The organism is Streptomyces sp. SID5464, from assembly GCF_009862985.1.
Lineage (GTDB): Bacteria > Actinomycetota > Actinomycetes > Streptomycetales > Streptomycetaceae > Streptomyces > Streptomyces chartreusis_D.
The window spans coordinates 149,309-170,610 of sequence record NZ_WWIQ01000076.1 but is presented as its reverse complement, the minus strand read 5'-3'; the positions used below and the strand labels follow the sequence as shown (position 1 = coordinate 170,610).

Annotated in this window: 23 protein-coding genes; 11 read left to right on the top strand and 12 right to left on the bottom strand. The window is 70.8% G+C overall.

Translation table 11 applies throughout. The annotated features are described in order from the left end of the window. The first annotated feature begins 630 nt into the window (after positions 1-630). Entirely contained in the window at positions 631-1,314 is a 684-nt protein-coding gene (locus tag GTY47_RS38205; RefSeq protein WP_010042148.1) for a hypothetical protein, read from the top strand. 58 nt (positions 1,315-1,372) lie between these two features. Here GTY47_RS38205 and GTY47_RS38200 read toward each other — a convergent pair whose 3' ends face one another. From GTY47_RS38200 to GTY47_RS38185, 4 genes are all read right to left on the bottom strand, one after another. Continuing rightward, positions 1,373-1,963, bottom strand: coding sequence for a TetR family transcriptional regulator (locus GTY47_RS38200; protein ID WP_010042146.1), 591 nt, complete (start codon positions 1,961-1,963; stop codon positions 1,373-1,375). A 25-nt stretch (positions 1,964-1,988) separates the two neighbouring features. Next, positions 1,989-2,993 carry an aldo/keto reductase gene (locus tag GTY47_RS38195; protein WP_040903456.1) on the bottom strand — a complete coding sequence of 335 codons (1,005 nt, stop codon included), beginning with the start codon at positions 2,991-2,993 and terminating at the stop codon, positions 1,989-1,991. Between the two features lie 79 nt (positions 2,994-3,072). Further along, the gene (locus GTY47_RS38190) at positions 3,073-3,684 is read right to left on the bottom strand and encodes a LysE family translocator (RefSeq protein WP_010042142.1); all 612 of its coding nucleotides are present in this window, start codon (positions 3,682-3,684) and stop codon (positions 3,073-3,075) included. A gap of 139 nt (positions 3,685-3,823) precedes the next feature. Next, on the bottom strand, positions 3,824-5,206 hold the full coding sequence (locus tag GTY47_RS38185; RefSeq protein ID WP_010042140.1) for a glycine--tRNA ligase: 1,383 nt from the start codon (positions 5,204-5,206) through the stop codon (positions 3,824-3,826). 182 nt (positions 5,207-5,388) lie between these two features. Between GTY47_RS38185 and GTY47_RS38180 the strand changes: the two genes are divergently transcribed. Genes GTY47_RS38180 through GTY47_RS38165 form a run of 4 tightly spaced genes read left to right on the top strand, consistent with a single transcriptional unit; the run spans position 5,389 to position 8,531 of the window. Then, entirely contained in the window at positions 5,389-6,363 is a 975-nt protein-coding gene (locus GTY47_RS38180) for a metal ABC transporter substrate-binding protein (RefSeq protein WP_010042138.1), read from the top strand. Positions 6,364-6,383: 20 nt separating this feature from the next. Continuing rightward, complete coding sequence (locus tag GTY47_RS38175) at positions 6,384-7,151, top strand: metal ABC transporter ATP-binding protein (RefSeq protein WP_010042136.1); 768 nt, start codon at positions 6,384-6,386, stop codon at positions 7,149-7,151. Continuing rightward, the gene (locus tag GTY47_RS38170; protein ID WP_010042134.1) at positions 7,151-8,053 is read left to right on the top strand and encodes a metal ABC transporter permease; all 903 of its coding nucleotides are present in this window, start codon (positions 7,151-7,153) and stop codon (positions 8,051-8,053) included. Before GTY47_RS38175 ends, GTY47_RS38170 begins: the two co-directional genes overlap by 1 nt. Positions 8,054-8,111: 58 nt before the next feature. Continuing rightward, positions 8,112-8,531, top strand: coding sequence for a transcriptional repressor (locus GTY47_RS38165; protein ID WP_010042133.1), 420 nt, complete (start codon positions 8,112-8,114; stop codon positions 8,529-8,531). Between the two features lie 124 nt (positions 8,532-8,655). On the opposite strand, the gene GTY47_RS38160 is transcribed toward GTY47_RS38165, so the two are convergent. Genes GTY47_RS38160 through GTY47_RS42005 form a run of 4 tightly spaced genes read right to left on the bottom strand, consistent with a single transcriptional unit; the run spans position 8,656 to position 10,715 of the window. Beyond that, complete coding sequence (locus GTY47_RS38160) at positions 8,656-9,489, bottom strand: isoprenyl transferase (protein ID WP_010042132.1); 834 nt, start codon at positions 9,487-9,489, stop codon at positions 8,656-8,658. Between the two features lie 34 nt (positions 9,490-9,523). Next, positions 9,524-10,270: a DNA repair protein RecO gene (recO, locus tag GTY47_RS38155; protein WP_010042130.1), complete on the bottom strand. Its 747-nt coding sequence runs from the start codon at positions 10,268-10,270 to the stop codon at positions 9,524-9,526. A gap of 26 nt (positions 10,271-10,296) precedes the next feature. Continuing rightward, positions 10,297-10,512 carry a hypothetical protein gene (locus GTY47_RS38150; RefSeq protein WP_020273158.1) on the bottom strand — a complete coding sequence of 72 codons (216 nt, stop codon included), beginning with the start codon at positions 10,510-10,512 and terminating at the stop codon, positions 10,297-10,299. After that, positions 10,509-10,715, bottom strand: coding sequence for a hypothetical protein (locus GTY47_RS42005; protein WP_078602875.1), 207 nt, complete (start codon positions 10,713-10,715; stop codon positions 10,509-10,511). Before GTY47_RS42005 ends, GTY47_RS38150 begins: the two co-directional genes overlap by 4 nt. 178 nt (positions 10,716-10,893) lie before the next feature. Here GTY47_RS42005 and GTY47_RS38140 point away from each other — a divergent pair, with 178 nt between their 5' ends. After that, the gene (locus GTY47_RS38140; RefSeq protein WP_040903439.1) at positions 10,894-11,352 is read left to right on the top strand and encodes a GNAT family N-acetyltransferase; all 459 of its coding nucleotides are present in this window, start codon (positions 10,894-10,896) and stop codon (positions 11,350-11,352) included. 8 nt (positions 11,353-11,360) lie between these two features. Here GTY47_RS38140 and GTY47_RS38135 read toward each other — a convergent pair whose 3' ends face one another. Together GTY47_RS38135 and GTY47_RS38130 are read right to left on the bottom strand one after the other, a co-directional pair. After that, complete coding sequence (locus GTY47_RS38135) at positions 11,361-11,807, bottom strand: hypothetical protein (RefSeq protein ID WP_029181333.1); 447 nt, start codon at positions 11,805-11,807, stop codon at positions 11,361-11,363. A gap of 33 nt (positions 11,808-11,840) precedes the next feature. Then, entirely contained in the window at positions 11,841-12,545 is a 705-nt protein-coding gene (locus GTY47_RS38130) for a FadR/GntR family transcriptional regulator (RefSeq protein ID WP_029181332.1), read from the bottom strand. A 249-nt stretch (positions 12,546-12,794) separates the two neighbouring features. Here GTY47_RS38130 and GTY47_RS38125 point away from each other — a divergent pair, with 249 nt between their 5' ends. Genes GTY47_RS38125 through GTY47_RS38105 form a run of 5 tightly spaced genes read left to right on the top strand, consistent with a single transcriptional unit; the run spans position 12,795 to position 19,326 of the window. Next, the gene (locus GTY47_RS38125) at positions 12,795-14,423 is read left to right on the top strand and encodes an ABC transporter substrate-binding protein (RefSeq protein ID WP_010042121.1); all 1,629 of its coding nucleotides are present in this window, start codon (positions 12,795-12,797) and stop codon (positions 14,421-14,423) included. Between the two features lie 4 nt (positions 14,424-14,427). Beyond that, complete coding sequence (locus GTY47_RS38120; RefSeq protein WP_010042119.1) at positions 14,428-15,390, top strand: ABC transporter permease; 963 nt, start codon at positions 14,428-14,430, stop codon at positions 15,388-15,390. Beyond that, entirely contained in the window at positions 15,390-17,372 is a 1,983-nt protein-coding gene (locus tag GTY47_RS38115) for a dipeptide/oligopeptide/nickel ABC transporter permease/ATP-binding protein (protein ID WP_173937415.1), read from the top strand. The genes GTY47_RS38120 and GTY47_RS38115 overlap by 1 nt, the downstream gene beginning before the upstream one ends. After that, positions 17,369-18,397 (top strand): ABC transporter ATP-binding protein, encoded by a 1,029-nt coding sequence (locus GTY47_RS38110; protein WP_010042115.1) that lies wholly within the window; start codon positions 17,369-17,371, stop codon positions 18,395-18,397. The genes GTY47_RS38115 and GTY47_RS38110 overlap by 4 nt, the downstream gene beginning before the upstream one ends. Beyond that, positions 18,394-19,326, top strand: a complete 933-nt coding sequence (locus tag GTY47_RS38105; protein WP_010042112.1) for a dihydrodipicolinate synthase family protein — start codon at positions 18,394-18,396, stop codon at positions 19,324-19,326. Before GTY47_RS38110 ends, GTY47_RS38105 begins: the two co-directional genes overlap by 4 nt. 28 nt (positions 19,327-19,354) lie before the next feature. On the opposite strand, the gene GTY47_RS38100 is transcribed toward GTY47_RS38105, so the two are convergent. Next, on the bottom strand, positions 19,355-20,017 hold the full coding sequence (locus tag GTY47_RS38100) for a response regulator transcription factor (protein WP_029181329.1): 663 nt from the start codon (positions 20,015-20,017) through the stop codon (positions 19,355-19,357). Continuing rightward, positions 20,014-21,201 carry a histidine kinase gene (locus GTY47_RS38095; RefSeq protein WP_173937414.1) on the bottom strand — a complete coding sequence of 396 codons (1,188 nt, stop codon included), beginning with the start codon at positions 21,199-21,201 and terminating at the stop codon, positions 20,014-20,016. Before GTY47_RS38095 ends, GTY47_RS38100 begins: the two co-directional genes overlap by 4 nt. Positions 21,202-21,302: the final 101 nt, after the last annotated feature.

The window sequence follows — 21,302 nt, the reverse complement described above, 5'->3', positions numbered from 1 at the left end:
GCCATCTCCTTCTCAGCGCCCCCGCGCGGCGACCCCCTCACGTCCCATCCTGTGCCCCTCCCGGCCGGGGCGCACCCGGTACGGCGATCGCCCAGGGGCCGGGAGAGACGGTCTCCGGCCCGTTTCGGGCCAGCCGAGGTTCCCTTTCAGACAATCCTGTGGCAGATGATGGATTGGCTGATTGCCGACCGAATGACTTCTGGACGTCAACTCGAATGCTCGACTAACCTTTGCGCAGCCACGGGCTGGATCGATCAATATTGCCCGTCGAATGCGTGGAATTATTCATCGGGCCCTCTTGTGTGGCGTCTGTGCGGCGCACGTGAGCAGGTCGATTGCCATGGAGGAAATTTTGACCTTCGTGCTCGCTGAACCATGCATGGACGGCAAGGATAAATCGCCGATCTGCCCGGTTGAGGCGATCCGTCGGGATATCGAACCCCCGCCTCCTGTACGTCCGCAGCGTTGCCCATAACGGATTTCCGTGCGGACTGGCCATCGGACTCGGTGCGGCCTCCGACGTGCGGCCCCAGGTCTTCGCGATGGCATTCGGCGCGCACGCCTGCATCGACGCGCCGTCAAGCTCTCCCTCACCGTCACGGCCGAGTTCTTCACGACCTGGAGGACCGTATGACCGGTACGAACGACCTCATACACAACGACGGACACCAGGGCGAACCGCCGAACGGAAAGGTACGGCACCCGGCACTCGTCTACCTGGCCGGCTGTCTGCTCTTCTCGGTGGGTGCCCACTTCTTCATCCAGTCCCATCTGGGGACCGACCCCCTCGACGTGTTCGCGCTGGGAGTCCTCGAACACCTGCCCCTGACGATCGGCGTCTGCCAGGCGGCAGTGGCGCTCGTCTGCATCGGCGTATGGGCCGTGTGGAACAGACGGCGCCCGGTGCTCTCCCCGTTCCTGACCTTCTTCCTCTGCGGCACCCTGATCGACATCCACCAGTGGGTAGGACTCGCCGGACATCTGGGGCTCGGCGGATACCCGCTGATGCTGCTCGGGGCACTGTTCTGCGCGTACGCCTCGGCCCTGATCATCATGAGCGGCTTCGGCATCCGCGCGATCGACCTGGTGGCCATCACCGCACGGCAGCGGTGGAAGTGGCCCTTCTGGTGCGGGAAGGGCCTGATCGAGGGCGCCCTTCTGGTGTCCGGGTGGCTGCTGGGCGGCCCGGTCGGCATCGGCACGGTGGCGTTCCTGGTCTTCGTCGACCTGCTCATCGAGCCGTTCGTCCGGTTCAACCGGCGCTATCTGGCCATCCCCGACCGCGGATTCGCCGTGGCGCCCGCGCTGACCTGACAGGTGAGCACCGAGGTGCGTCCTCCCCTGGACCCGGCGCCGGCCGAAGGGGCGCGCCCTAGGGCCGCAGCCCCCGGACCACGAGGTCCATGACCGCCGTGAAGTCCGCCTCGATGCCGGGTTCTTCCCACTCCCGGGCGTAGCACGGGTCGTGGAAGCGGCCCGTGGCGTGGAAGAGGGCGCGGGCGGTCGCCCCGGGGTCGGTCGTGGCGGCGAAGGTGCCGGACTGCACGCCCGCCTCGACGATCCGGGTCAGCTGAGCGGTCAGGTCGGCGATGTGCTCGCCGACCACCGTGCCGTTCTCGCCGGTGAGGACCGTGTACGTGGCGAACAGCTCCGGATCGTCGCCCGCCTTGCGGCGCTTCGCGGCGAACAGCGTGGTGAGCCAGTCCCGCAACCGGGCCTCCGGGTCGCGGTCCGCGGCGACGATCCCGGACAGCTCCACGGAGGTGCGGTCCAGCCAGCGCTTGGTGACGGCCTCGCGCAGCGCCGCCTTGGTGCGGAAGTGACGGTAGACGCTGCCGTGGCTGACGCCGAGCGCGCGGGCCACGTCCACCACGGTGGCCTTGGCCGGGCCGTGGCGGCGCAGCACCTCCTCGGTCGCCTCCAGGATGCGCTCGGCGGTCAGGGTCTCGCTGGTCGGTGCCATGCCCAGACCGTACCCGCAGCGCGGTTCAGCTCTCGAGGTGCGCCATCTGGGCCGCCGGGTAGCGGTCACCGGCGGCGGCGCCGGCGGGCACGGCCTCCTCGATCGCGGCCAGGTCGGCCGCGTCCAGCGTGACGTCCAGCGCTCCCAGGGCCTCGCCGAGCCGGTCGCGGCGTCGGGCGCCGACCAGGGGCACCACGTCCTCACCGCGCGAGAGCACCCAGGCGATGGCGATCTGCGCGACGCTGACGCCCTTCTGCTCGGCGATCTTCCGCAGCGCCTCGACGAGGTTCAGGTTGTGCCGGAGGTTGTCCCCCTGGAAGCGCGGGGACATCGCCCGGAAGTCGCCCGTGCCGAGCTGCCGGTCGGCGGTGAAGTGGCCGGAGATCAGGCCCCGGGAGAGCACGCCGTACGCCGTGATGCCGATGCCCAGCTCGCGCGTGGTGGGGAGGATCTCGTCCTCGATGCCGCGTGAGATGAGGGAGTACTCGATCTGGAGGTCGGAGATCGGCGCGGTGGCGGCGGCCCGCCGGATCGTCTCGGCGCCGACCTCGCTGAGGCCGATGTGCCGCACGTAGCCCTTCTCGACCAGTTCCGCGATCGCGCCGACCGTCTCCTCGATCGGCACGTCGGGGTCGAGGCGGGCGATGCGGTAGACGTCGATGTGGTCGACGCCGAGCCGCTGGAGGGAGTAGGCGGCGAAGTTCTTCACGGCGGCGGGCCGGCCGTCGTAGCCGGACCAGCCGCCGTCCGGGTCGCGCAGGGCGCCGAACTTCACGCTGACCAGGGCCTGTTCACGCCGGGTGGCCGGGGCCGCGCGCAGGGCCTCGCCGATCAGCATCTCGTTGTGGCCCATGCCGTAGAAGTCGCCGGTGTCCAGCAGGGTGACGCCCGCTTCGAGCGCCGCGTGGAGGGTCGCGATGGACTCGGCCCGGTCCGCCTCGCCGTACAGCGCGGACATGCCCATGCAGCCGAGACCGAGGGCGGAGACCTGGGGGCCGGTGGTTCCGAGGGTTCGGGTTCGCATCGTCATGCCGTCCACTGTGCCATGACAGCTGACAGAATTCAATATCTGTCATTCGATACTTGTCACCCCTGCTCCGAACTCTCGGCTACCGCGCCGTGAACGCCAGCTTCGCCCCCAGCGCCAGGAACGACCCGGCGAAGCCGCGCCGCAGCCACGCCATCACCCGGGGCCGCCCGACCACATGGCTGCGCACCGACGCGGCCAGCACCCCGTACGCGGCGAACACGGCGAAGGTCGTCAGCATGAACACCCCGCCGAGCCCCACCATCCGCGCCACCGCGTGCGGCTCCCCGGGACTCACGAACTGCGGCAGGAACGCGAAGAAGAAGATCGTCAGCTTCGGGTTGAGGATGTTGATCAGCACACCCCGCACGATCACCCGCCGCGCGGACACCGGCGCCGACCGCTCCTCCACCACGAGCGCGTCCTTGTCCCGCACCGTCGCCCACGCCATGTACAGGAGGTAGGCGACCCCGGCGTACTTCAGCACCTGGAAGGCGGTCGCGCCGGCGTGCAGCAGGGCGGCGACCCCGGTGACCGTGGCCAGCAGATGCGGCACGATCCCGAGCGTGCACCCGACGGCCGCGACGACACTCGCGCGCCGGCCCCGGGAGAGCGCGGCGGCGAGGGTGTAGACGACTCCGGTGCCCGGCGTGGCGACGACGACGAGAGTGGTCAGCAGAAACGCGATGCTCATGGGCTCACCCTGGCGCCGCGCCGGTCCCGGGAACAGGGCCAATCGGCAGCGGCGCTGGAGGACCAATCCCGCCACTGAAACGCGGCGGTGCCGGGCCCCTCCGCAGAGGAACCCGGCACCGTCGTGGGCCCAGGGGCGATCAGCAGCCGACCAGGCGGGCCGCCAGGTAGCCCTCGATCTGGTCGAGGGAGACACGCTCCTGCTTCATCGAGTCACGCTCGCGGACGGTGACCGCGTTGTCCTCCAGCGTGTCGAAGTCGACGGTCACGCAGAACGGCGTGCCGATCTCGTCCTGGCGGCGGTAGCGGCGGCCGATCGCGCCGGCGTCGTCGAACTCGATGTTCCAGTTCTGGCGCAGCGCCTGGGCGAGGCCCTTGGCCTTCGGGGACAGCTCCGGGTTCCGGGACAGCGGCAGCACCGCGACCTTCACCGGCGCCAGGCGCGGGTCGAGGCGCAGCACGGTGCGCTTCTCCATCTTGCCCTTGGCGTTGGGCGCCTCGTCCTCGACGTAGGCGTCGAGGAGGAACGCCAGCATCGCGCGGCCGACACCGGCCGCGGGCTCGATGACGTACGGGGTCCAGCGCTCACCGGCCTCCTGGTCGAAGTAGGTGAGGTCCTGGCCGGAGGCCTTGGAGTGGGCGCCGAGGTCGAAGTCGGTGCGGTTGGCGACGCCCTCCAGCTCGCCCCACTCGCTGCCGCCGAACTGGAAGCGGTACTCGATGTCGGCGGTGCGCTTGGAGTAGTGGGAGAGCTTCTCCTTCGGGTGCTCGTACCACCGCATGTTCTCTTCACGCAGGCCGAGACCGGTGTACCAGTTCCAGCGCTGCTCCATCCAGTACTCCTGCCACTTCTCGTCCTCGCCCGGCTTGACGAAGAACTCCATCTCCATCTGCTCGAACTCGCGGGTGCGGAAGATGAAGTTGCCCGGCGTGATCTCGTTGCGGAACGACTTGCCCATCTGGGCGATGCCGAACGGCGGCTTGCGGCGGGAGGTGGTCTGCACCTGGGAGAAGTTGGTGAAGATGCCCTGCGCGGTCTCGGGCCGCAGGTAGGCGATGGAGCCGGAGTCCTGGGTCGGGCCGAGGTGCGTGGACAGCAGGCCCGAGAACTGCTTGGGCTCGGTGAACTGGCCCTTGTTGCCGCAGTTGGGGCAGTTGATGTCGGCGAGGCCGTTCTCGGGGGCGCGGCCCTTCTTCTCCTCGTACGCCTCCTCCAGGTGGTCCGCGCGGAACCGCTTGTGGCAGGAGGTGCACTCGGTCAGCGGGTCCGTGAAGGTGGCGACGTGGCCGGAGGCGACCCAGACCTCGGGGGCCAGGATCACGGACGAGTCGATGCCCACGACGTCCTCGCGCGACGTCACCATGTAGCGCCACCACTGGCGCTTGAGGTTCTCCTTGAGCTCGACACCCAGGGGGCCGTAGTCCCAAGCGGCGCGCTGACCGCCGTAGATCTCACTACAGGGGAATACGAAGCCACGGCGCTTGCTCAGGCTGACGATGGTGTCGATCTTGTCGGCGGCCACGGTGCTCTCTTCATTACGACGACGGGCGACGAAGCGAGTTGCTTCCAGCGAATGCTTCAGGTTACCGGCGGGGGCGCCCCCTCAATCAAATCGCTCCCCCTCCGCGACCGCCAGGCCCCCTCCCGGAACCCGCTCAGCCGGTTTGTTGACAACGGTTTCCATATTTGTTGAAAATGAGTGTCATGAACGTACGACGACGCCTCATACCCGCCACCGCGGTCACCGCGGCCACCGCTCTCGGCCTCGGTGCCCTCTCCGCCTGCTCCAGCGACAGCGCGGCGACGGGCAACACCGACAAGTTCGACGTCGTCGCGTCGTTCTACCCGATGGCGTTCCTCGCCGAGCAGATCGGCGGCGACCACGCGAACGTCACCAGCCTGACCGAACCCGGCCAGGAGCCGCACGACCTGGAGATCAGCACCAAGCAGCGGGCCCAGCTCGAAGAGGCCGACGCTGCGCTCTACCTCAAGGGCCTCCAGCCCGCCGTCGACGAGGCGGTCTCGCAGACCGGCATCAAGACGAAGATCGACGCGGCCACCCTGACGACCCTCGAGGACCACGGCAACACCGAGCACAGCCACGAGGGCGAGAAGGGGCACGCCGAGGAGGAAGGCCACGCCGAGGAGGAGGAGCACGCCCGCGACCCGCACGTCTGGCTGGACCCGGTGAAGTACGCCGAGGTCGCCGAGGGCGTCGGCAAGGCGTTCGAGAAGGCCGACCCGGACCACGCGGCCGACTACAGGAAGAACACCGCGGCCCTGGTCGAGAAGCTGAACGGGCTCAACGGCGACTTCGAGAACGGCCTGAAGAACAGCAGGACCAAGGTCTTCTTCACCAACCACGCCGCCTTCGGCTACCTCGCCGAGCGCTACGGCCTCACCCAGGAGGCCATCTCCGGCCTCGACCCCGAGAGCGAGCCCAGCGCCGCCCGGGTCAAGGAGCTCCAGCAGGAGGCCAAGGCCGACGGCGTCACCACCGTCTTCTACGAGACACTGGTCTCCGACAAGACCGCGAAGACCCTGGCCCGGGACGCCAACCTGAAGACGGACGTCCTCGACCCGCTCGAGGGCATCACGGACAAGTCCCGCGGCGACGACTACTTCCAGGTCATGGAAGCCAACCTCAAGGCCCTGCAGACGGCTCTGGGAGCCAAGTGATCGACCCATCGGAGGACGGCATGACCGAGCCCGTCATATCCCTGCGCGGCGTCCGCGCGGACCTGGGCTCGCGCCCCGTCCTGCGCGGCATCGACCTCACCGTGCACCACGGCGAGGTCGTCGCGCTGCTCGGCGCGAACGGCTCCGGCAAGTCCACGGCCGTGCGCAGCATCATCGGCCAGGTGCAGACCGGCGCCGGTGAGATCCAGCTGTTCGGCACGGACCGTAGGCGGTTCCGGGACTGGCACCGCGTGGGCTACGTCCCGCAGCGCACCACGGCCGCGGGCGGCGTGCCCGCCACGGTGACCGAGGTGGTCTCCTCCGGCCGGCTGTCCCGGGCCCGCTTCGGCGTGCTGCGCAAGGCGGACCACACGGCCGTGCGGCAGGCGCTGGAGCTCGTCGGCATGGCCGACCGGGCCAAGGACTCGGTCAACGCCCTGTCCGGCGGCCAGCACCAGCGCGTCCTGATAGCCCGTGCCCTGGCCTCCGAGCCGGAACTGCTGATCATGGACGAGCCGATGGCCGGTGTGGACCTGGCCAGCCAGGAGGTGCTGGCGCACACGCTGCGCGAGCAGGTCTCGCAGGGCACGACCGTGCTGCTCGTGCTGCACGAACTGGGCCCCCTGGAGCCCCTCATCGACCGGGCGGTCGTACTCCGCGACGGCTGTGTCGTGCACGACGGCCCGCCCCCGAAGGCGGTCGGGCAGCACGCCCTCCCCGGCCACGACCACGTACACCCGCACGCACCCGCGGGCGCCGAACCGATCCGCACGGGACTGCTGAGCTGATGGACTTCCTCGACTACGCCTTCATGCAGCGGGCGCTGCTCGCCGCCGTCCTGGTCGGCATCACGGCCCCCGCGGTGGGGATCTACCTGGTCCAGCGCCGCCAGGCCCTGATGGGCGACGGCATCGGGCACGTGGCGATGACCGGCGTCGGCCTGGGCTTCCTGCTGACCTGGTCCCCGGTGTGGATGGCGACCCTCGTCTCCGTCCTCGGCGCGGTCCTCATGGAGCTGATCCGCTGGTACGGCAGGACCCGAGGCGACATCGCCCTCGCGATGCTGTTCTACGGCGGCATGGCCGGCGGTGTGATGTTCATCAACCTCGCGCCGACGGGCTCCAACGCCAACCTGACGTCGTACCTGTTCGGCTCCCTGTCTACGGTGTCCGAGTCGGACGTCACGGCGATCTGCGTGCTGGCCGCCTTCGTCGTCCTGGTCACCCTCGGCCTGCGCCGGCAGCTGTTCGCGGTCAGCCAGGACGAGGAGTTCGCCCGGGTGACGGGCCTGCCGGTGCGCGCCCTGAACCTGCTGACGGCGATCACCGCGGCCGTCACGGTGACGGTGGCTATGCGCGTGGTCGGCCTGCTGCTGGTCAGCGCGCTGATGGTGGTGCCCGTCGCGGCCGCCCAGCAGATCGGCCGCAGCTTCGCCGCGACCTTCGTGATCGCCGTCGCCATCGGCGTGAGCGTGACGATCGGCGGGACCGTCACCTCGTACTACCAGGACGTGCCGCCCGGCGCGACGATCGTGCTGCTGACCATCGGCGCCTTCGTCGTGCTGACGGCGCTCGCGGCTCCGCTGGCCCGCCGCCGCGCCCGTGCCCGGACCGCCGCGGATCCCGCCCACGACCCTGCCGAGTGCACGATTCCGGGCACCCGGGAGACAGCCGACGAAGTCGGCGTCTGACCGCCCCCGCCCCGGGCTGGCACAATGGCCCGGGCAAGGCAGACGTGAGGAGGCAACGGTGACGACCGCTGGACCGTCCGTGAAGGGCCGCGCCACCAGGCAGCGTGCCGCCGTGGCGGCGGCCCTGGACGAGGTCGACGAGTTCCGCAGCGCGCAGGAACTGCACGACATGCTCAAGCACAAGGGCGACTCGGTCGGGCTCACCACGGTCTACCGCACCCTCCAGTCCCTCGCCGACGCCGGCGAGGTCGACGTCCTGCGCACCGCCGACGGCGAGTCCGTCTACCGGCGCTGCTCCACCGACGACCATCACCACCACCTGGTGTGCCGCGGCTGCGGCAAGGCCGTCGAGGTCGAGGGCCCGGCCGTGGAGAAGTGGGCGGAGGCCATCGCCACCGAGCACGGCTTCGTGAACGTGGCCCACACGGTGGAGATCTTCGGCACGTGCGCCGACTGCGCGAAGTCCTCCGGCGGTTGAGCCGTTGTTCGCCGTGAAGGTGAGGCCCGGCCATCGGGGTGCGGGTCGGTAGCGGCCGGTCGCGCAGTTCCCCGCGCCCCTGAGGGAACTGCGCGACCGCCAGATCTCGGAACGGCCGTGAGACCTACTGCTGCTTGCCCTCCATGGCCAGCAGTTCCTCGTTCGGGATGGCCCCGCCGAAGCGGCGGTCCCGCGAGGCGTACTCCAGGCAGGCCCGCCACAGGTCCCGGCGGTCGAAGTCCGGCCACAGCACGTCCTGGAAGACCATCTCGGCGTACGCGCTCTGCCAGATCAGGTAGTTGGAGGTGCGCTGTTCACCGCTCGGACGCAGGAACAGGTCCACGTCCGGCATGTCCGGGTAGTACATGTACTTCGCGAAGGTCTTCTCGTTGACCTTCGACGGATCGAGCTTCCCGGCCTTCACATCGGCCGCGAGCGCCTGGGCGGCGTCGGCGATCTCGGCGCGCCCGCCGTAGTTCATGCAGAAGTACAGCGTGAGCCGGTCGTTCCCCTTGGTCTGCTCCTGGGCGATCTGGAGCTCCTTGGCCACGGACCGCCACAGCTTGGGCATCCGCCCCACCCAGCGCACCCGCACACCCAGCTCGTCCAGCTGGTCGCGGGACTTGCGGATGAAGTCCCGGTTGAAGTTCATCAGGAAGCGCACCTCGTCCGGCGAACGCTTCCAGTTCTCGGTGGAGAAGGCGTACAGGGAGATGGCGCCCACGCCCATCTCGATGGCGCCCTGGAGCACGTCGACCACCCGCTCGGCGCCGACCTTGTGCCCCTCGGTGCGCGGCAGGCCCCGCTCCTTCGCCCACCGCCCGTTGCCGTCCATGACGATCGCCACATGCTGCGGTACGAGCTCCCCGGGGAGCTTCGGCGGCCGCGCGCCGGACGGGTGCGGCTCCGGCGTCCTGTACTCCCGGCGCTGCCGCCCCAGGATCCCGCGTACGGCCATGTGTTTCTCGTCTCCTCGTGCTCGCTTGCTTCGCTTACTTCTCGACGTAGCGCAGGGAGCGCAGCCCGCGCTCCATGTGCCAGTGCAGATACGCGGACACCAGCCCGCTGCCCTCCCGGACGTACCGCGCCTCGCAGGCGTCCGCGGTCTCCCAGTCTCCCGTAAGCAGCGCGCCGAGGAGTTCCAGGGCCTGGGGCGAGGGTACGACGCTGCCGGGCACCCGGCAGTCCGCGCAGACGGAACCGCCCGAGGCGACCGAGAAGAACCTGTTGGGCCCGGGCATACCGCACTTCGCGCAGTCGGTGAAGCTCGGGGCGTAGCCGTTGACGGCGAGGGACCGGAGCAGGAACGCGTCCAGCACGAGGTGCGGCGCGTGCTCCCCGCGGGCGAGGGTCCGCAGCCCGCCGACGAGCAGCAGGTACTGCTGCACGGCCGGCTCCCCCTCGTGGTCGGTGAACCGCTCGGCGGTCTCGAGCATCGCGGTCCCGGCGGTGTACCGCGCGTAGTCGCTGACGATCCCGCCCCCGTACGGGGCGATGGTCTCGCTCTGCGTGCACAGCGGCAGCCCGCGCCCGACCAGCTCGCTTCCCTTGGCGAAGAACTGCACGTCGACGTGGGAGAAGGGTTCGAGGCGCGCACCGAACTTCGACTTCGTCCGGCGCACGCCCCTGGCCACCGCCCGTACCCGTCCGTGACCGCGGGTGAGCAGCGTGATGATCCGGTCCGCCTCACCCAGCTTCTGGGTGCGCAGCACGATGCCGTCGTCGCGGAACAGACTCATGGCGCCATTCTCGCAGGGTCATGAGGTCAAGGGACCTCGCCCCTGCTGCGGGCGTTGGCGTACGCCGTCGCCGCGCGCAGCCGCTCGGCCGGGGTGGCGTGCCGGACGGCAGCGGGATCGGCGTCCCACTCCTTCCCGCCCCCGTACGGCCTCAGCTGCACGTAGGGCCCCTCATGCCCCATGACGATGCCGATGCGGCCGCTGCGGGTGTCCACGACGTACGCGCCGACCGGGGGCTTCATCGCGGCACCGCCGCGAGCCGCCGGGCGGTCCGAACGGAACACCCGCCGGATTCCATGAGCGGACAGGGTGCTTCCCGCGCAAGACTCACCGGGTCGAGCCCCAGTGACGGCAGGATAATTCCGGCCTTGGCGAGTTCTGCCCGCAATTCTTTCACCGCATCCTCCGCTTCTTCGGCGCAGAGCGCCGAGTGTCGTGCCTCCACCGTGCTCCCCCTCCTTTCGGAGTTTCACTCTTCGCATCTCCGCGGTGACGCTCCGCGCCTACACTCGGGAGGGGTCTGTGCCCTACAACTGCGGGGCAGCACAAAGGGGTTCGGCAATGCGAAAAGCTGATTGCCGATAAGCGGTGTGCGGACGATTTCGCGCCTACGATCCCCCTCCATGGAACAGTCTTGGACCATGCGCCCGGCCGAGCCGGCCGATGTCGAGCCGATAGCGGAGCTGCGGGCGGTGGTGATGCGCCCGGATCTGGAGCGCCTGGGCCGCTACGACGCACACCGGGTCAGGCAGCGCCTGCGGGACGGCTTCTCCGCCCGGCACACCTCGATCATCGAGGCCGACGGCTCCTTCGCGGGCAGCGTCGCCCTGCGCCCGTCCGAGACCGACGAGAACGGCCACTGGCTGGAGCACTTCTATCTCGCCCCGGCCCTCCAGGGCCGAGGGCTCGGAGCGGCGGTCCTCCACACCCTGCTGACCCGGACCGACGCGGACAACGCCCTGGTCCGCCTGAACGTCCTCCAGGGCAGCCCGGCCCGCCGCCTCTACGAACGCCACGGCTTCACGATCGAATCCCAGGATCCGGTCGACATCTTCATGGTGAGGCGCCCGAACAGCGTTTGAGGAGGGGCTCATCCCCTACCGAACCGGCGTACGAACCGCCGCTGCCAGGGCGTTTCCACGGCATGCCTGTCGTAGTGCCGGCGCACGTACGCCACCGCCTCCTCGCCGGGTACGCCGTCCAGGACCGCGAGGCAGGCCAGAGCCGTGCCCGTGCGGCCACGTCCTCCGCCGCAGGCGATCTCCACGCGCTCCCCGGCGGCCCGCTCCCAGGCTTCGGCCAGCACCTCGCGGGCGGCTGCCCGATCCGACGGGAGGCGGAAGTCGGGCCAGCGGATCCAACACGCCTCCCAGGGAACCCCGGGCGGCTGCCGGCCGAGCAGGTAGACGCCGTAGGAGGGAAGCTGCGCGCCGGGGTCCATGGGGTGCCGGAGACCTCGTCCCCGCACCAACCGGCCGGAAGGCAGTCTCAGGACGCCGGCGCCGCTCTCACTCCACAGCTGGGTCACGCCCCTCATCATGCTCCGTGCCCGCTCCCCCGGGGAGCGGAATCAGCCCACCCCTCGTGACTCCTGTGCCGCCCGTGCCTCGATCCCCCGGAAGTGCACCGCCATGGCCCGCTGCGCGCCCTCGACGTCGCGGGCGCGCAGGGCGGTGACGATGTCGCGGTGGCGGCGGACCGTGATCTCGGGGGACGGGTCGGCGGTCCAGCCGCGGGCGCCGGAGACCCGCCGGAAGACCGTCCAGAAGGCGCCGAGGAGCTGGGCGTTGCCGAGGGAGGCGTACAAGATCTCGTGGAACTCGCGGTCGAGTTCCGGGAAGGAGCGGCCCGTGCCGCCCGCGCGCTCCATGCGGGTCACCACGCCCTCCAGCCGGTCCAGTTCCGCCTCGGTGACCGTCGCCGCGACCCGGCGGATCAGGCCCTCTTCCAGTACCTCGCGGACCTGGAGGATCTCGGCGAGGGCGCCGGGGTCGTCGTCGTGCCGGGCCAGGGTGCGGAAGGTCAGGCCGTCGACGAGGGGGGTGAGGGAGGCCTGGCCGACGTAGGTGCCGTAGCCGTGTCTGATCTCGACGATGTCGAGGGCCTGGAGGGCCTTGAGGGCCTCGCGGACGGAGTTGCGGCTGACGCCGAGGTCCTCCATGAGTTCGGCCTCGGTGGGCAGCGGCGCACCGGCGGTGAGTCTGCGGTCGAGGATGAGCTGCACGACCTGGCGTTGTATCCGGCTGGTCCTGGGCTCCTCGGACATGCGCCGCATCGTACGCGCCCCGGACGTCCCACGTCCCACCTCTGGCGGTACCCGGTCCGGACCGGCCCTGACAGGTCATCAACTCACGGCGTTTCCCAGTGCCATTGGTCCGACCTGTGGCAGATACGCCATTCGTGTGCGATCCCTTGACCGCCCCCACGGCCCCTCCTATCGTCGCGCTGACCGCAGGACGTAGGACGTCGTATCTCCGCTGCTCGCTCCCTTGTCTCCTTTCCAGACCTCTCGCTGGAGGACCCCGTGCGCGACGTGACCCACGACGTGCCGGCGCCGCACCGCCGGCAGTTCCTGAAGTACACCGGCGCGCTGGGCGCGGCCGCCGCCGTCTCCGCGTCGCTGTCGGCCTGTTCGTCCGGGCCGGAGTCCACGAACGACACCGGCGGGGGCGGCGGCCGGGACCGGACCCTCACCGCCGTGATCGGCTACGGCAACGACGGCAGCTGGGATCCCACCCAGACCGCGTCGGCGTTCTGCATGGCCGCCAACAACCACATCTACGAGGGCCTGCTCGACACCGACCCGATCTCCCGCGAGCCGTACCCGGCCCTGGCGACCGAGGTGCCGAAGGACCCGGGCAGCACGTCCTGGACGTTCACGCTGCGGGCCGGGGCGAAGTTCCACGACGGCAAGCCCGTGACCGCCGACGACGTGGTCTTCGTCTTCGAACGGATCCTCGACCCGGACACCCAGACCCTCGCCAAGGGCTTCTTCGCGAGCTGGCTGAAGGAGGTCCGGAAGATCGACGCGCGGAAGGTGGAGCTGGTGCTCAAGTTCCCCTTCCCGGACGGGCTTTCGCGGCTGACCCTCGCCAAGATCATGCCCAGACACGTGTTCTCGCAGCCGGGCGCCTGGGACGACGCCATCAAGGGCAAGGCGATCGGCTCGGGGCCCTACCGGCAGACCGCGCACCACCCGAAGTCGAACACCACCTTCGAGGCGTTCGACGACTACAACGGCCCGCGCAAGCCGGCCTTCCGGAAGATGAACTGGCTGACGATCGTGGACGCGGCACCCCGCGTCGCGAAGATCTCGGGGTCGAGCGCGGGCGCGCAGATCGCGGACAACATCCCGTACGCCAACATCGCGCAGTTGGAGAGCGGCGGGCTGACGGTCGCCGGCGGGGCCGGGATGAACAACCTGTTCCTGATGTTCAACACCCGGCACAAGCCCTTCGACGACGTGCGCGTGCGTCAGGCCCTGCACTACGCCATCGACACCGAGAAGATGGTGGAGGTGGCGCTCAAGGGCCACGGCAAGCCGTCGAGTTCCTTCCTCGACGAGAGCAACCCGTCCTACCGCCGGGCCAGGACCGTCTACGACCACGACCCCGACAAGGCGAAGGCACTGCTGAAGGAGGCCGGGGTCAGGGACCTGAGCATCGACATCCTCGCGGTGAACGTCAGCTGGATCGTCGACTGCCTGCCCACCATCAAGGCGTCCTGGGACGCGATCGGCGTGAAGACGACCCTGTCCCCGCAGGAGACCACGGCCGTGTTCACGAAGATGGACCAGAAGCAGGACTACCAGGTCGTCGCCGCCGCCTCGAACCCCAACCAGTTCGGCCTCGACGCCGACCTGATCATGCACTACAACTACGGGCCCGAGAACCTGTGGATGCAGTACACGCGGTGGGCGGGCGACCCCGTCGCCAAGGCGCTCTTCAGGGACATGGACCGGGCCACCCGGGAGCCGGACCCGGAGAAGAAGAAGGCGATGGTCCAGGACTACATCGACGTCGTCGCCGAACAGGCCGTGCTCTACCCGGTCGTCCACAACGAGCTGATGACGGCCTGGGACCCGAAGCGGCTCAGCGGCATAAGGGCACAGCCCTACCCGGGCATCAACCTCCTCCAGGCCAAGTGGGCCTAGCGGTATGACGGCCGTCCTGCGGATCCTGCTGCGCCGTGTCGCCCTGCTCGTGCCGCTGATGCTCGGCATCGTGCTGTTCGTGTTCCTGGTGATGCGGTTCTCGGACGTCGACCCGGCGTCCGCGTTCTTCCAGGGCGCCAACCCGACGCCGCGGCAACTGCACGACTTCCGCGAGGAACACGGCCTGCTCGACCCACTGCCCGTGCGCTACGCCGACTTCGTCGCCGACCTGCTGCACGGCGACATGGGCACCAGCGCGCTGACCCGGGCACCGGTCGTCGACCAGGTCACCACCGCGCTGCCGCTCACCCTCCAGCTCACCTTCCTGGGTCTGGGCGTCGCGGTCGTGCTGTCCCTCGTGGGCGGGGTGACCGCGGCGATCTACCGGGACCGGCTGCCCGACCAGATCATCCGGGTCGTGTCGCTGACCGGTGTCGCGGCGCCCGGCTTCTGGCTGGCGCTGCTGATGATCCAGTACCTGGCGGTCGACCTGGGCTGGTTCCCGACCGGCGGCTACGTCAACCCGGCCGACTCCTTCACCGGCTGGCTGAAGACCATGACGCTCCCCGCCCTCGCCCTCTCCCTCCCGGTGGCGGCGCAACTGACCCGGATCGTGCGGACGGCCGTGGTGGAGGAGCTGGACAAGGACTACGTACGGACGGCGATCGGCAGCGGGCTGCCACCGCGCGTGGTGGTCGGGCGGAACGTGCTGCGGAACGCGCTCATCAACCCCCTCACGGTGCTCGGACTGCGCGTCGGCTACCTGCTGGGCGGCGCGGTCGTCATCGAGACGATCTTCTCGCTGCCCGGCATGGGCAAGCTGATGATCGACGCCGTGAAGAACGGCGATCCGGCCGTCGTTCAGGGCGTCGTCCTGACCACGGCGGCCGGGTTCGTCGTCGTGAACCTCGTCATCGACGTCCTCTACCTGCTGGTCAACCCGCGACTGAGGGATGCGACCGCATGATGACCCCCCTGCTGACCCGCAAGAGCCTCACCGAGGCGCTCTCCCGGCCCGGCGTGCGGCTGCGCGGGTGGCGTCGGCTGCCGTTGCTGTCGAAGGCCGCCGTCTGCTTCCTGGCGGTCGTCGTCCTGCTGGCGCTGCTCGCCCCGCTGCTCGCCCCGCACGACCCGCTCGACCAGCAGCCGCCCGTCGACGGCACCGGGCATCCCTCCGCCGGGCACTGGATGGGCCAGGACAGCCTCGGCCGGGACATCCTCAGCCGGCTGATGTACGGGGCGCGCTGGTCGCTCGCGATCGGGCTCGGCGCCACCGGCCTGGCCCTGGTGGCCGGAGCGCTGCTCGGGGCGGTCGCGGCCACCTCGCGCAAGGCGGTCGACGAGACGCTGATGCGCTGCCTGGACGTCGTCATGGCATTCCCGGGCATCGCGCTCGCCGCCGTGCTGGTCGCGGTGTTCGGCGGTGGCATCACGGTGCTGATCTGCGCGATCGCCTTCCTGTTCACGCCGCCGGTGGCCCGCGTCGTCCGGGCGAACGTCCTCGACCAGTACGGCGAGGACTACGTCACGGCGGAACGCGTGATCGGCGCCCGGACACCGCACATCGTGCTGAAGCACGTGGCGATCAACTGCGCCGCGCCCGTGCTGGTGTTCTGCACGGTGCAGGTCGCCGAGGCGATCGTCTTCGAGGCGTCGCTGTCCTTCATCGGAGCGGGCGTTCGGCCGCCGGACCCGTCCTGGGGCAGTGTCATCGCGGACGGCAAGAACATGGTGCTGACCGGCGGCTGGTGGGCGACGGTGTTCCCCGGGCTGCTGATGCTGGTCACGGTGCTGTCGCTGAACATCCTGTCCGAGGGCGTGTCCGACGCGTGGGCGGCCCCCTCGGCGCGGGAGGTCGACGCACCCGGCGACGACCCGGTGGAGGCGCCGGAGCCCGGCAGCGGCGAGGTCCTGCAACTGCCCGGCCTGACGGAAGCGGCCCGGCGGCTGCGGGCCCGGGCCCGTCGGCTGCCCCGGGACGGGCAGCCGGTGCTCGCGGTGGAGAACCTCGCCATCGGCTTCGACCAGCGGCACGGCGGCGTGGACATCGTGGACGGCATCAGCTTCGAGGTGCATCCCGGTGAGGTCCTGGGCCTGGTCGGCGAGTCGGGCTGCGGCAAGTCGCTGACCGCGCTGGCGATCATGGGCCTCCAGCCGAAGGGGGCGCGCGTCGGCGGCCGGGTCCGGTTCGGCGGGCGGGACCTGCTCGCCGAGCCGATGCGCGTACGCCGCAGGCTCCTGGGCCACGAGATGGCGATGGTCTACCAGGACGCGCTGTCGTCGCTGAACCCGGCCATGACGATCCGCGCGCAGCTGAAGCAGGTCGTCCGGCGGGGCGGGCGGCGCAGTCCCGCCGAGCTGCTGACGATGGTCGGCCTCGACCCCGAGCGGACCCTGCGCAGCTACCCGCACGAACTGTCCGGCGGGCAGCGCCAGCGCGTCCTGATCGCCATGGCCCTGTCCCGCGACCCGAAGCTGATCGTCGCCGACGAGCCGACGACGGCCCTCGACGTGACCGTGCAGGCCCAGGTCATAGAGCTGCTGCTGCGGCTGCGCGAGGAGCTGGGCTTCGCGCTGATCCTGGTCTCGCACGACCTGGCGCTGGTCGCGGACGTCACCGACCGGGTGGTGGTGATGTACGGCGGGCAGATCGTGGAGACGGGCGTGACCGCCGACCTGGTGGAGGCGCCGGCCCACCACTACACGCGCGGCCTGCTCGGCAGCGTGCTGTCGCTGGAGACGGCGCAGGAGCGGATGACGCAGATCAAGGGGGTCGTGCCGTCTCCGGCCGACTTCCCGGCCGGGTGCCGGTTCGCCGACCGGTGCCCGCGCGCGAGCGAGATCTGCCGTACGACGGCACCGGTCCTGGCCGGCACCGCGGCCCACACGGCGGCCTGCCACCACCCGGCCATAGAGCCGGCGACCACCGGGACCGAGGCGGTGTCATGACCGCGCGGCCCGCTCTGGTGGAGCTCTCCGACGCGCACGTCGTGCACAAGGCCCGCAGCGGCGGCCTGTTCACCCGCGACCGAGTGTACGCCCTGACCGGCGCCGACCTGGCGATCGCGCCCGGCGAGACCGTCGGTGTGGTGGGCGAGTCGGGCTGCGGGAAGTCGACGCTGGCGAAGGTGCTGGTGGGCGTGGAACGGCCGACCCGCGGGACGGTGTCGTTCCGGGGCCGCGACCTGTGGACGATGCCGCCCGCCGAACGCCGCCGCGCCGTCGGCAGCAGCACCGGCATGATCTTCCAGGACCCGTCGACGGCCCTGAACCGCCGCCTGACCGTACGGCAGATCCTGCGGGACCCGCTGGACGTGCACGACCGGGGCACGAAGAGCGAACGCGACGCGAGGGTCCGGGAGTTGATGTCCCTGGTCGGCCTCCCCCGGGCCCTCGCCGACGCCCTGCCGGGCCAGTTGTCGGGCGGGCAGCGGCAGCGCGTCGCGATCGCCCGGGCGCTGGCACTGGACCCGGACCTGGTCGTGGCGGACGAGCCGACGAGCGCCCTGGACGTGTCGGTCCGCGCCCAGATCCTCAATCTGCTGCTGGACCTGAAGGAACGCCTGGGCCTGGCCCTGGTGTTCGTCTCGCACGACATCCAGACGGTCCGGCGGATGAGCGACCGCGTGATCACCATGTACCTGGGCCGGATCGTCGAGGAGTCCCCGGCCGCCCTGGTCACCGACCGGGCCCGGCACCCGTACACCCGCGCCCTGTTCTCCGCCACGCCCGGCCTGCTCGACCCGATCGACCCGATCCCGCTGGCCGGCCCGGTCCCGTCGGCGACGCGCCCGCCGAGCGGCTGCCCGTTCCGCACCCGCTGCTGGAAGGCGGACGGGACGTGCGCACAGGAGATGCCGGGCTTCTCGGTCGCGTCGGCGCCCGCGCACCGCTTCCGCTGCCACCATCCTGTCCGGGAGGACGAGTCGACCCGCGACCTCGTCCGCCGCAGCGACGCGATGGAGGCCCCATGACGATCACCCCGCTGACCGGTGTCATCCCGCCCGTATGCACACCCCTGACACCGGACCGCGAGGTGGACGTCCCCTCGCTGCTCCGGCTGGTCGACCATCTGGTGTCCGGCGGAGTGCACGGCCTGTTCGTGCTCGGCTCGACCTCGGAGGCGGCGTATCTGACGGACGCGCAGCGCAGGCGGGTGGTCGAGTCGGTCGCGGCGCACGTGGGCGGACAGCTCCCGGTGCTGGCCGGGGCGATCGACATGACGACGGCCCGGGTCCTGGACCATGTCGCGGCGGTGACGGCGGCGGGCGCGGACGCGGTCGTCGTCACCGCCCCGTTCTACGCCCGCACCCACCCGGCGGAGATCGCCCGCCACTACCGCGCGGTCGCCGCCGCGAGCCCGGTCCCGGTGGTCGCCTACGACATCCCCGTCGCCGTCCACACGAAGCTGCCCGCGGACGTGGTCCTGGAGCTGGCCGCCGACGGTGTCCTGGCGGCGCTCAAGGACTCCAGCGGCGACCTGGCCGCCTTCCGCCAGGTCGTGACCGGCGCCCGGTCCCACCAGGGCATCACCGGCTTCAGCGTGCTGACCGGCTCCGAGCTGATCGTCGACGCGGCGCTCGCGGTCGGCGCGGACGGCACCGTGCCCGGACTCGGCAACGTCGACCCGCACGGCTACGCCCGCCTGGACCGCCTGTGCCGCGCCGGGGAGTGGGCGCAGGCCCGTGCCGAACAGGAGCGGCTGTGCGCCCTGTTCGGCCTGGTCACCGTCGGCGACCCGGCCCGCATGGGCCCCGGATCCTCGGCGATCGGCGCCTTCAAGGCCGCGCTGCACCTGCGGGGCGTGATCGACTGCCCGGTCACGGCGGAGCCGCAGGTGCCGTTGTCGCAGGACGAGGTGGAGCGGGTCGGCACCTACCTGACGGCGGCAGGGCTGCTCTAGAACTCCGCGGCCGGACGGTGCCCGTCCGTCAGACGCTCCCCGGGGTCACCAGCCCCGACTCGTACGCGACGATGACCAACTGCGCCCGGTCCCGGGCCGCCAGCTTGCCCATGATGCGGCTGACGTGCGTCTTCGCGGTCAGGGGGCTCAACCCCAACGCCTCGGCTATCTCGGTGTTGTTGAGGCCGCGCGCGACCAGCGACAGCACCTCCCGCTCGCGGTCGGACAGGCACTCCGGCCCGCCGGTCCGAGGTGCCGAGGGGCTGCGCAGGAACCGCTCGATCAGCCGTGCCGTGGGCCCGGGCGACAGCAGGGACTCCCCGGCCGCGACCGTACGGATGGCGTCGAGGAGTTCGGCCGGCCTGGTGTCCTTCACCAGGAACCCGGAGGCGCCGGCCCGCAGGGCTTCCACGATGTTCTCGTCGGTGTCGTACGTGGTGAGGACCAGGACGCGGACGCCCGCGAGGTCCTCGTCGGCCGCGATGAGCCGGGTCGCCTCGATGCCGTCCAGGTCGGGCATGCGGATGTCCATCACGACGAGGTCGGCGCGCTCGCTGCGGGCCAGTCGCACGGCCTGCCGGCCGGAGGCGGCCTGGCCGACGACCTCCATGTCCCGGGCCGACTCCACGAGCAGCGCGAACGCCTCCCGTACCAGGGTCTGGTCGTCCGCGAGCAGCACTCGTATGGTCATCCGGTCCCCTCCCCCGTGGCCCCCGTCATCGTCAGCGGCAGTACGGCGGTCACCTCGAAGCCGCCGTCCGCACGTGGACCGGCGTCGAGTGTGCCACCCACCGTGCGCGCCCGCTCGCGCATTCCGACGATTCCGAAGCCCGGGGTGCCGCCCGGGGCCGGTCCCGTGCCGTCGTCGCTGACCGACAGGTGCAGGGCGCCCTCCCGTTCCACCAGGTCGACCCGGACGGCCGGTTCGGGCCCCGCGTGCCGTACGGCGTTGGTCAGCGCCTCCTGCACGATGCGGTAGGCGGCGGCACCGACGGCGGGCGGCGCCTGCCGTATCCGCACGGTCTGCTCGACCCGGGCACCGGCGAGCCGCGCGGCCTCCGCCAGATCCGGCAGACCGCCTAGGCCGGGCAGCGGGCCGCGGACGTCCGGGGTGCCGTGCTCGCGCAAGACCTCCAGGGTCGTACGGAGTTCGCCCCGGGCGCTGCGACAGGTCTCGGCGATGTCGTCGAGGGCCTTGGCCACGGTCTCCCGGTCGAGCCGCTCGGGGTCGGCGGACAGCACGTGGGCGGCGACCGAGGTCTGCACGCCGATGAGGGTGATGCTGTGCGCGAGCAGGTCGTGCAGGTCCCGGGCGATCCGCAGCCGCTCCTCGGCGACCCGACGCCGGGCCTCCTCCTCCCGGGTGCGTTCGGCACGTTCGGCGCGCTCCACGATGGAGGCGACGTACTGGCGGTAGAAGCGCACGTCGGCACCGCAGAACAGCACGGCGACGACCCAGCCGGAGATCTGGAGCACCCTCAGCGCCTCGTGCGCGCTGACGGTGAGCATCACACCCGTCGAGAGGGTGATGACACCGACGCCGACCAGGACGGTACGCAGCGGGCGACCGGTGACGGCGACGGTGTAGAGCGCGATGTAGGCGGCCGGGGTCGGCGCCGTGTGGGTGTTGTCGAGGGCGTGATACGGGGCGACGCAGACCACGATCGCGAGCAGCACGAGCAGCGGACGGCGGCGGCGCCACGCCAGCGGCACGTGGCAGGCGAGCAACAGCGCCCAGCCGAGCGCGTCGGGCCGGCGCCCGTCGTCGACGAACAGCGCGAGAGCGACCGCGAGTGCGGCGGCGACGACGGCGAGCAGCGCGTCGTTGCGCAGGGCGTGCGGAGCGGTCAGCGGATCACGGTTGATCACCGCCATGATGCGGTTGCCTGTCGTGGGTACCTGCACGGACATCATCCTCGGCCAGGAGGGGCCCCCTCCGGGAGGGGACCCACTCGGCTGCTGGCAGTCGTGCCGCT

What these genes read in the sequence shown, in the direction of transcription:
- GTY47_RS38175 (WP_010042136.1), top strand. Translation starts at nt 6,384, where the DNA reads ATGACCGAGCCCGTCATATCCCTGCGCGGCGTCCGCGCGGACCTGGGC.
- GTY47_RS38135 (WP_029181333.1), bottom strand. Translation starts at nt 11,807, where the DNA reads ATGAGGGGCGTGACCCAGCTGTGGAGTGAGAGCGGCGCCGGCGTCCTG.
- GTY47_RS38130 (WP_029181332.1), bottom strand. Translation starts at nt 12,545, where the DNA reads ATGCGGCGCATGTCCGAGGAGCCCAGGACCAGCCGGATACAACGCCAG.
- GTY47_RS38200 (WP_010042146.1), bottom strand. Translation starts at nt 1,963, where the DNA reads ATGGCACCGACCAGCGAGACCCTGACCGCCGAGCGCATCCTGGAGGCG.
- GTY47_RS38150 (WP_020273158.1), bottom strand. Translation starts at nt 10,512, where the DNA reads ATGAAGCCCCCGGTCGGCGCGTACGTCGTGGACACCCGCAGCGGCCGC.
- GTY47_RS38105 (WP_010042112.1), top strand. Translation starts at nt 18,394, where the DNA reads ATGACGATCACCCCGCTGACCGGTGTCATCCCGCCCGTATGCACACCC.
- GTY47_RS38180 (WP_010042138.1), top strand. Translation starts at nt 5,389, where the DNA reads ATGAACGTACGACGACGCCTCATACCCGCCACCGCGGTCACCGCGGCC.
- GTY47_RS38110 (WP_010042115.1), top strand. Translation starts at nt 17,369, where the DNA reads ATGACCGCGCGGCCCGCTCTGGTGGAGCTCTCCGACGCGCACGTCGTG.
- recO (WP_010042130.1), bottom strand. Translation starts at nt 10,270, where the DNA reads ATGAGTCTGTTCCGCGACGACGGCATCGTGCTGCGCACCCAGAAGCTG.
- GTY47_RS38160 (WP_010042132.1), bottom strand. Translation starts at nt 9,489, where the DNA reads ATGGCCGTACGCGGGATCCTGGGGCGGCAGCGCCGGGAGTACAGGACG.
- GTY47_RS38205 (WP_010042148.1), top strand. Translation starts at nt 631, where the DNA reads ATGACCGGTACGAACGACCTCATACACAACGACGGACACCAGGGCGAA.
- GTY47_RS38195 (WP_040903456.1), bottom strand. Translation starts at nt 2,993, where the DNA reads ATGACGATGCGAACCCGAACCCTCGGAACCACCGGCCCCCAGGTCTCC.
- GTY47_RS38140 (WP_040903439.1), top strand. Translation starts at nt 10,894, where the DNA reads ATGGAACAGTCTTGGACCATGCGCCCGGCCGAGCCGGCCGATGTCGAG.
- GTY47_RS38115 (WP_173937415.1), top strand. Translation starts at nt 15,390, where the DNA reads ATGACCCCCCTGCTGACCCGCAAGAGCCTCACCGAGGCGCTCTCCCGG.
- GTY47_RS38190 (WP_010042142.1), bottom strand. Translation starts at nt 3,684, where the DNA reads ATGAGCATCGCGTTTCTGCTGACCACTCTCGTCGTCGTCGCCACGCCG.
- GTY47_RS38170 (WP_010042134.1), top strand. Translation starts at nt 7,151, where the DNA reads ATGGACTTCCTCGACTACGCCTTCATGCAGCGGGCGCTGCTCGCCGCC.
- GTY47_RS38120 (WP_010042119.1), top strand. Translation starts at nt 14,428, where the DNA reads ATGACGGCCGTCCTGCGGATCCTGCTGCGCCGTGTCGCCCTGCTCGTG.
- GTY47_RS38100 (WP_029181329.1), bottom strand. Translation starts at nt 20,017, where the DNA reads ATGACCATACGAGTGCTGCTCGCGGACGACCAGACCCTGGTACGGGAG.
- GTY47_RS38095 (WP_173937414.1), bottom strand. Translation starts at nt 21,201, where the DNA reads ATGGCGGTGATCAACCGTGATCCGCTGACCGCTCCGCACGCCCTGCGC.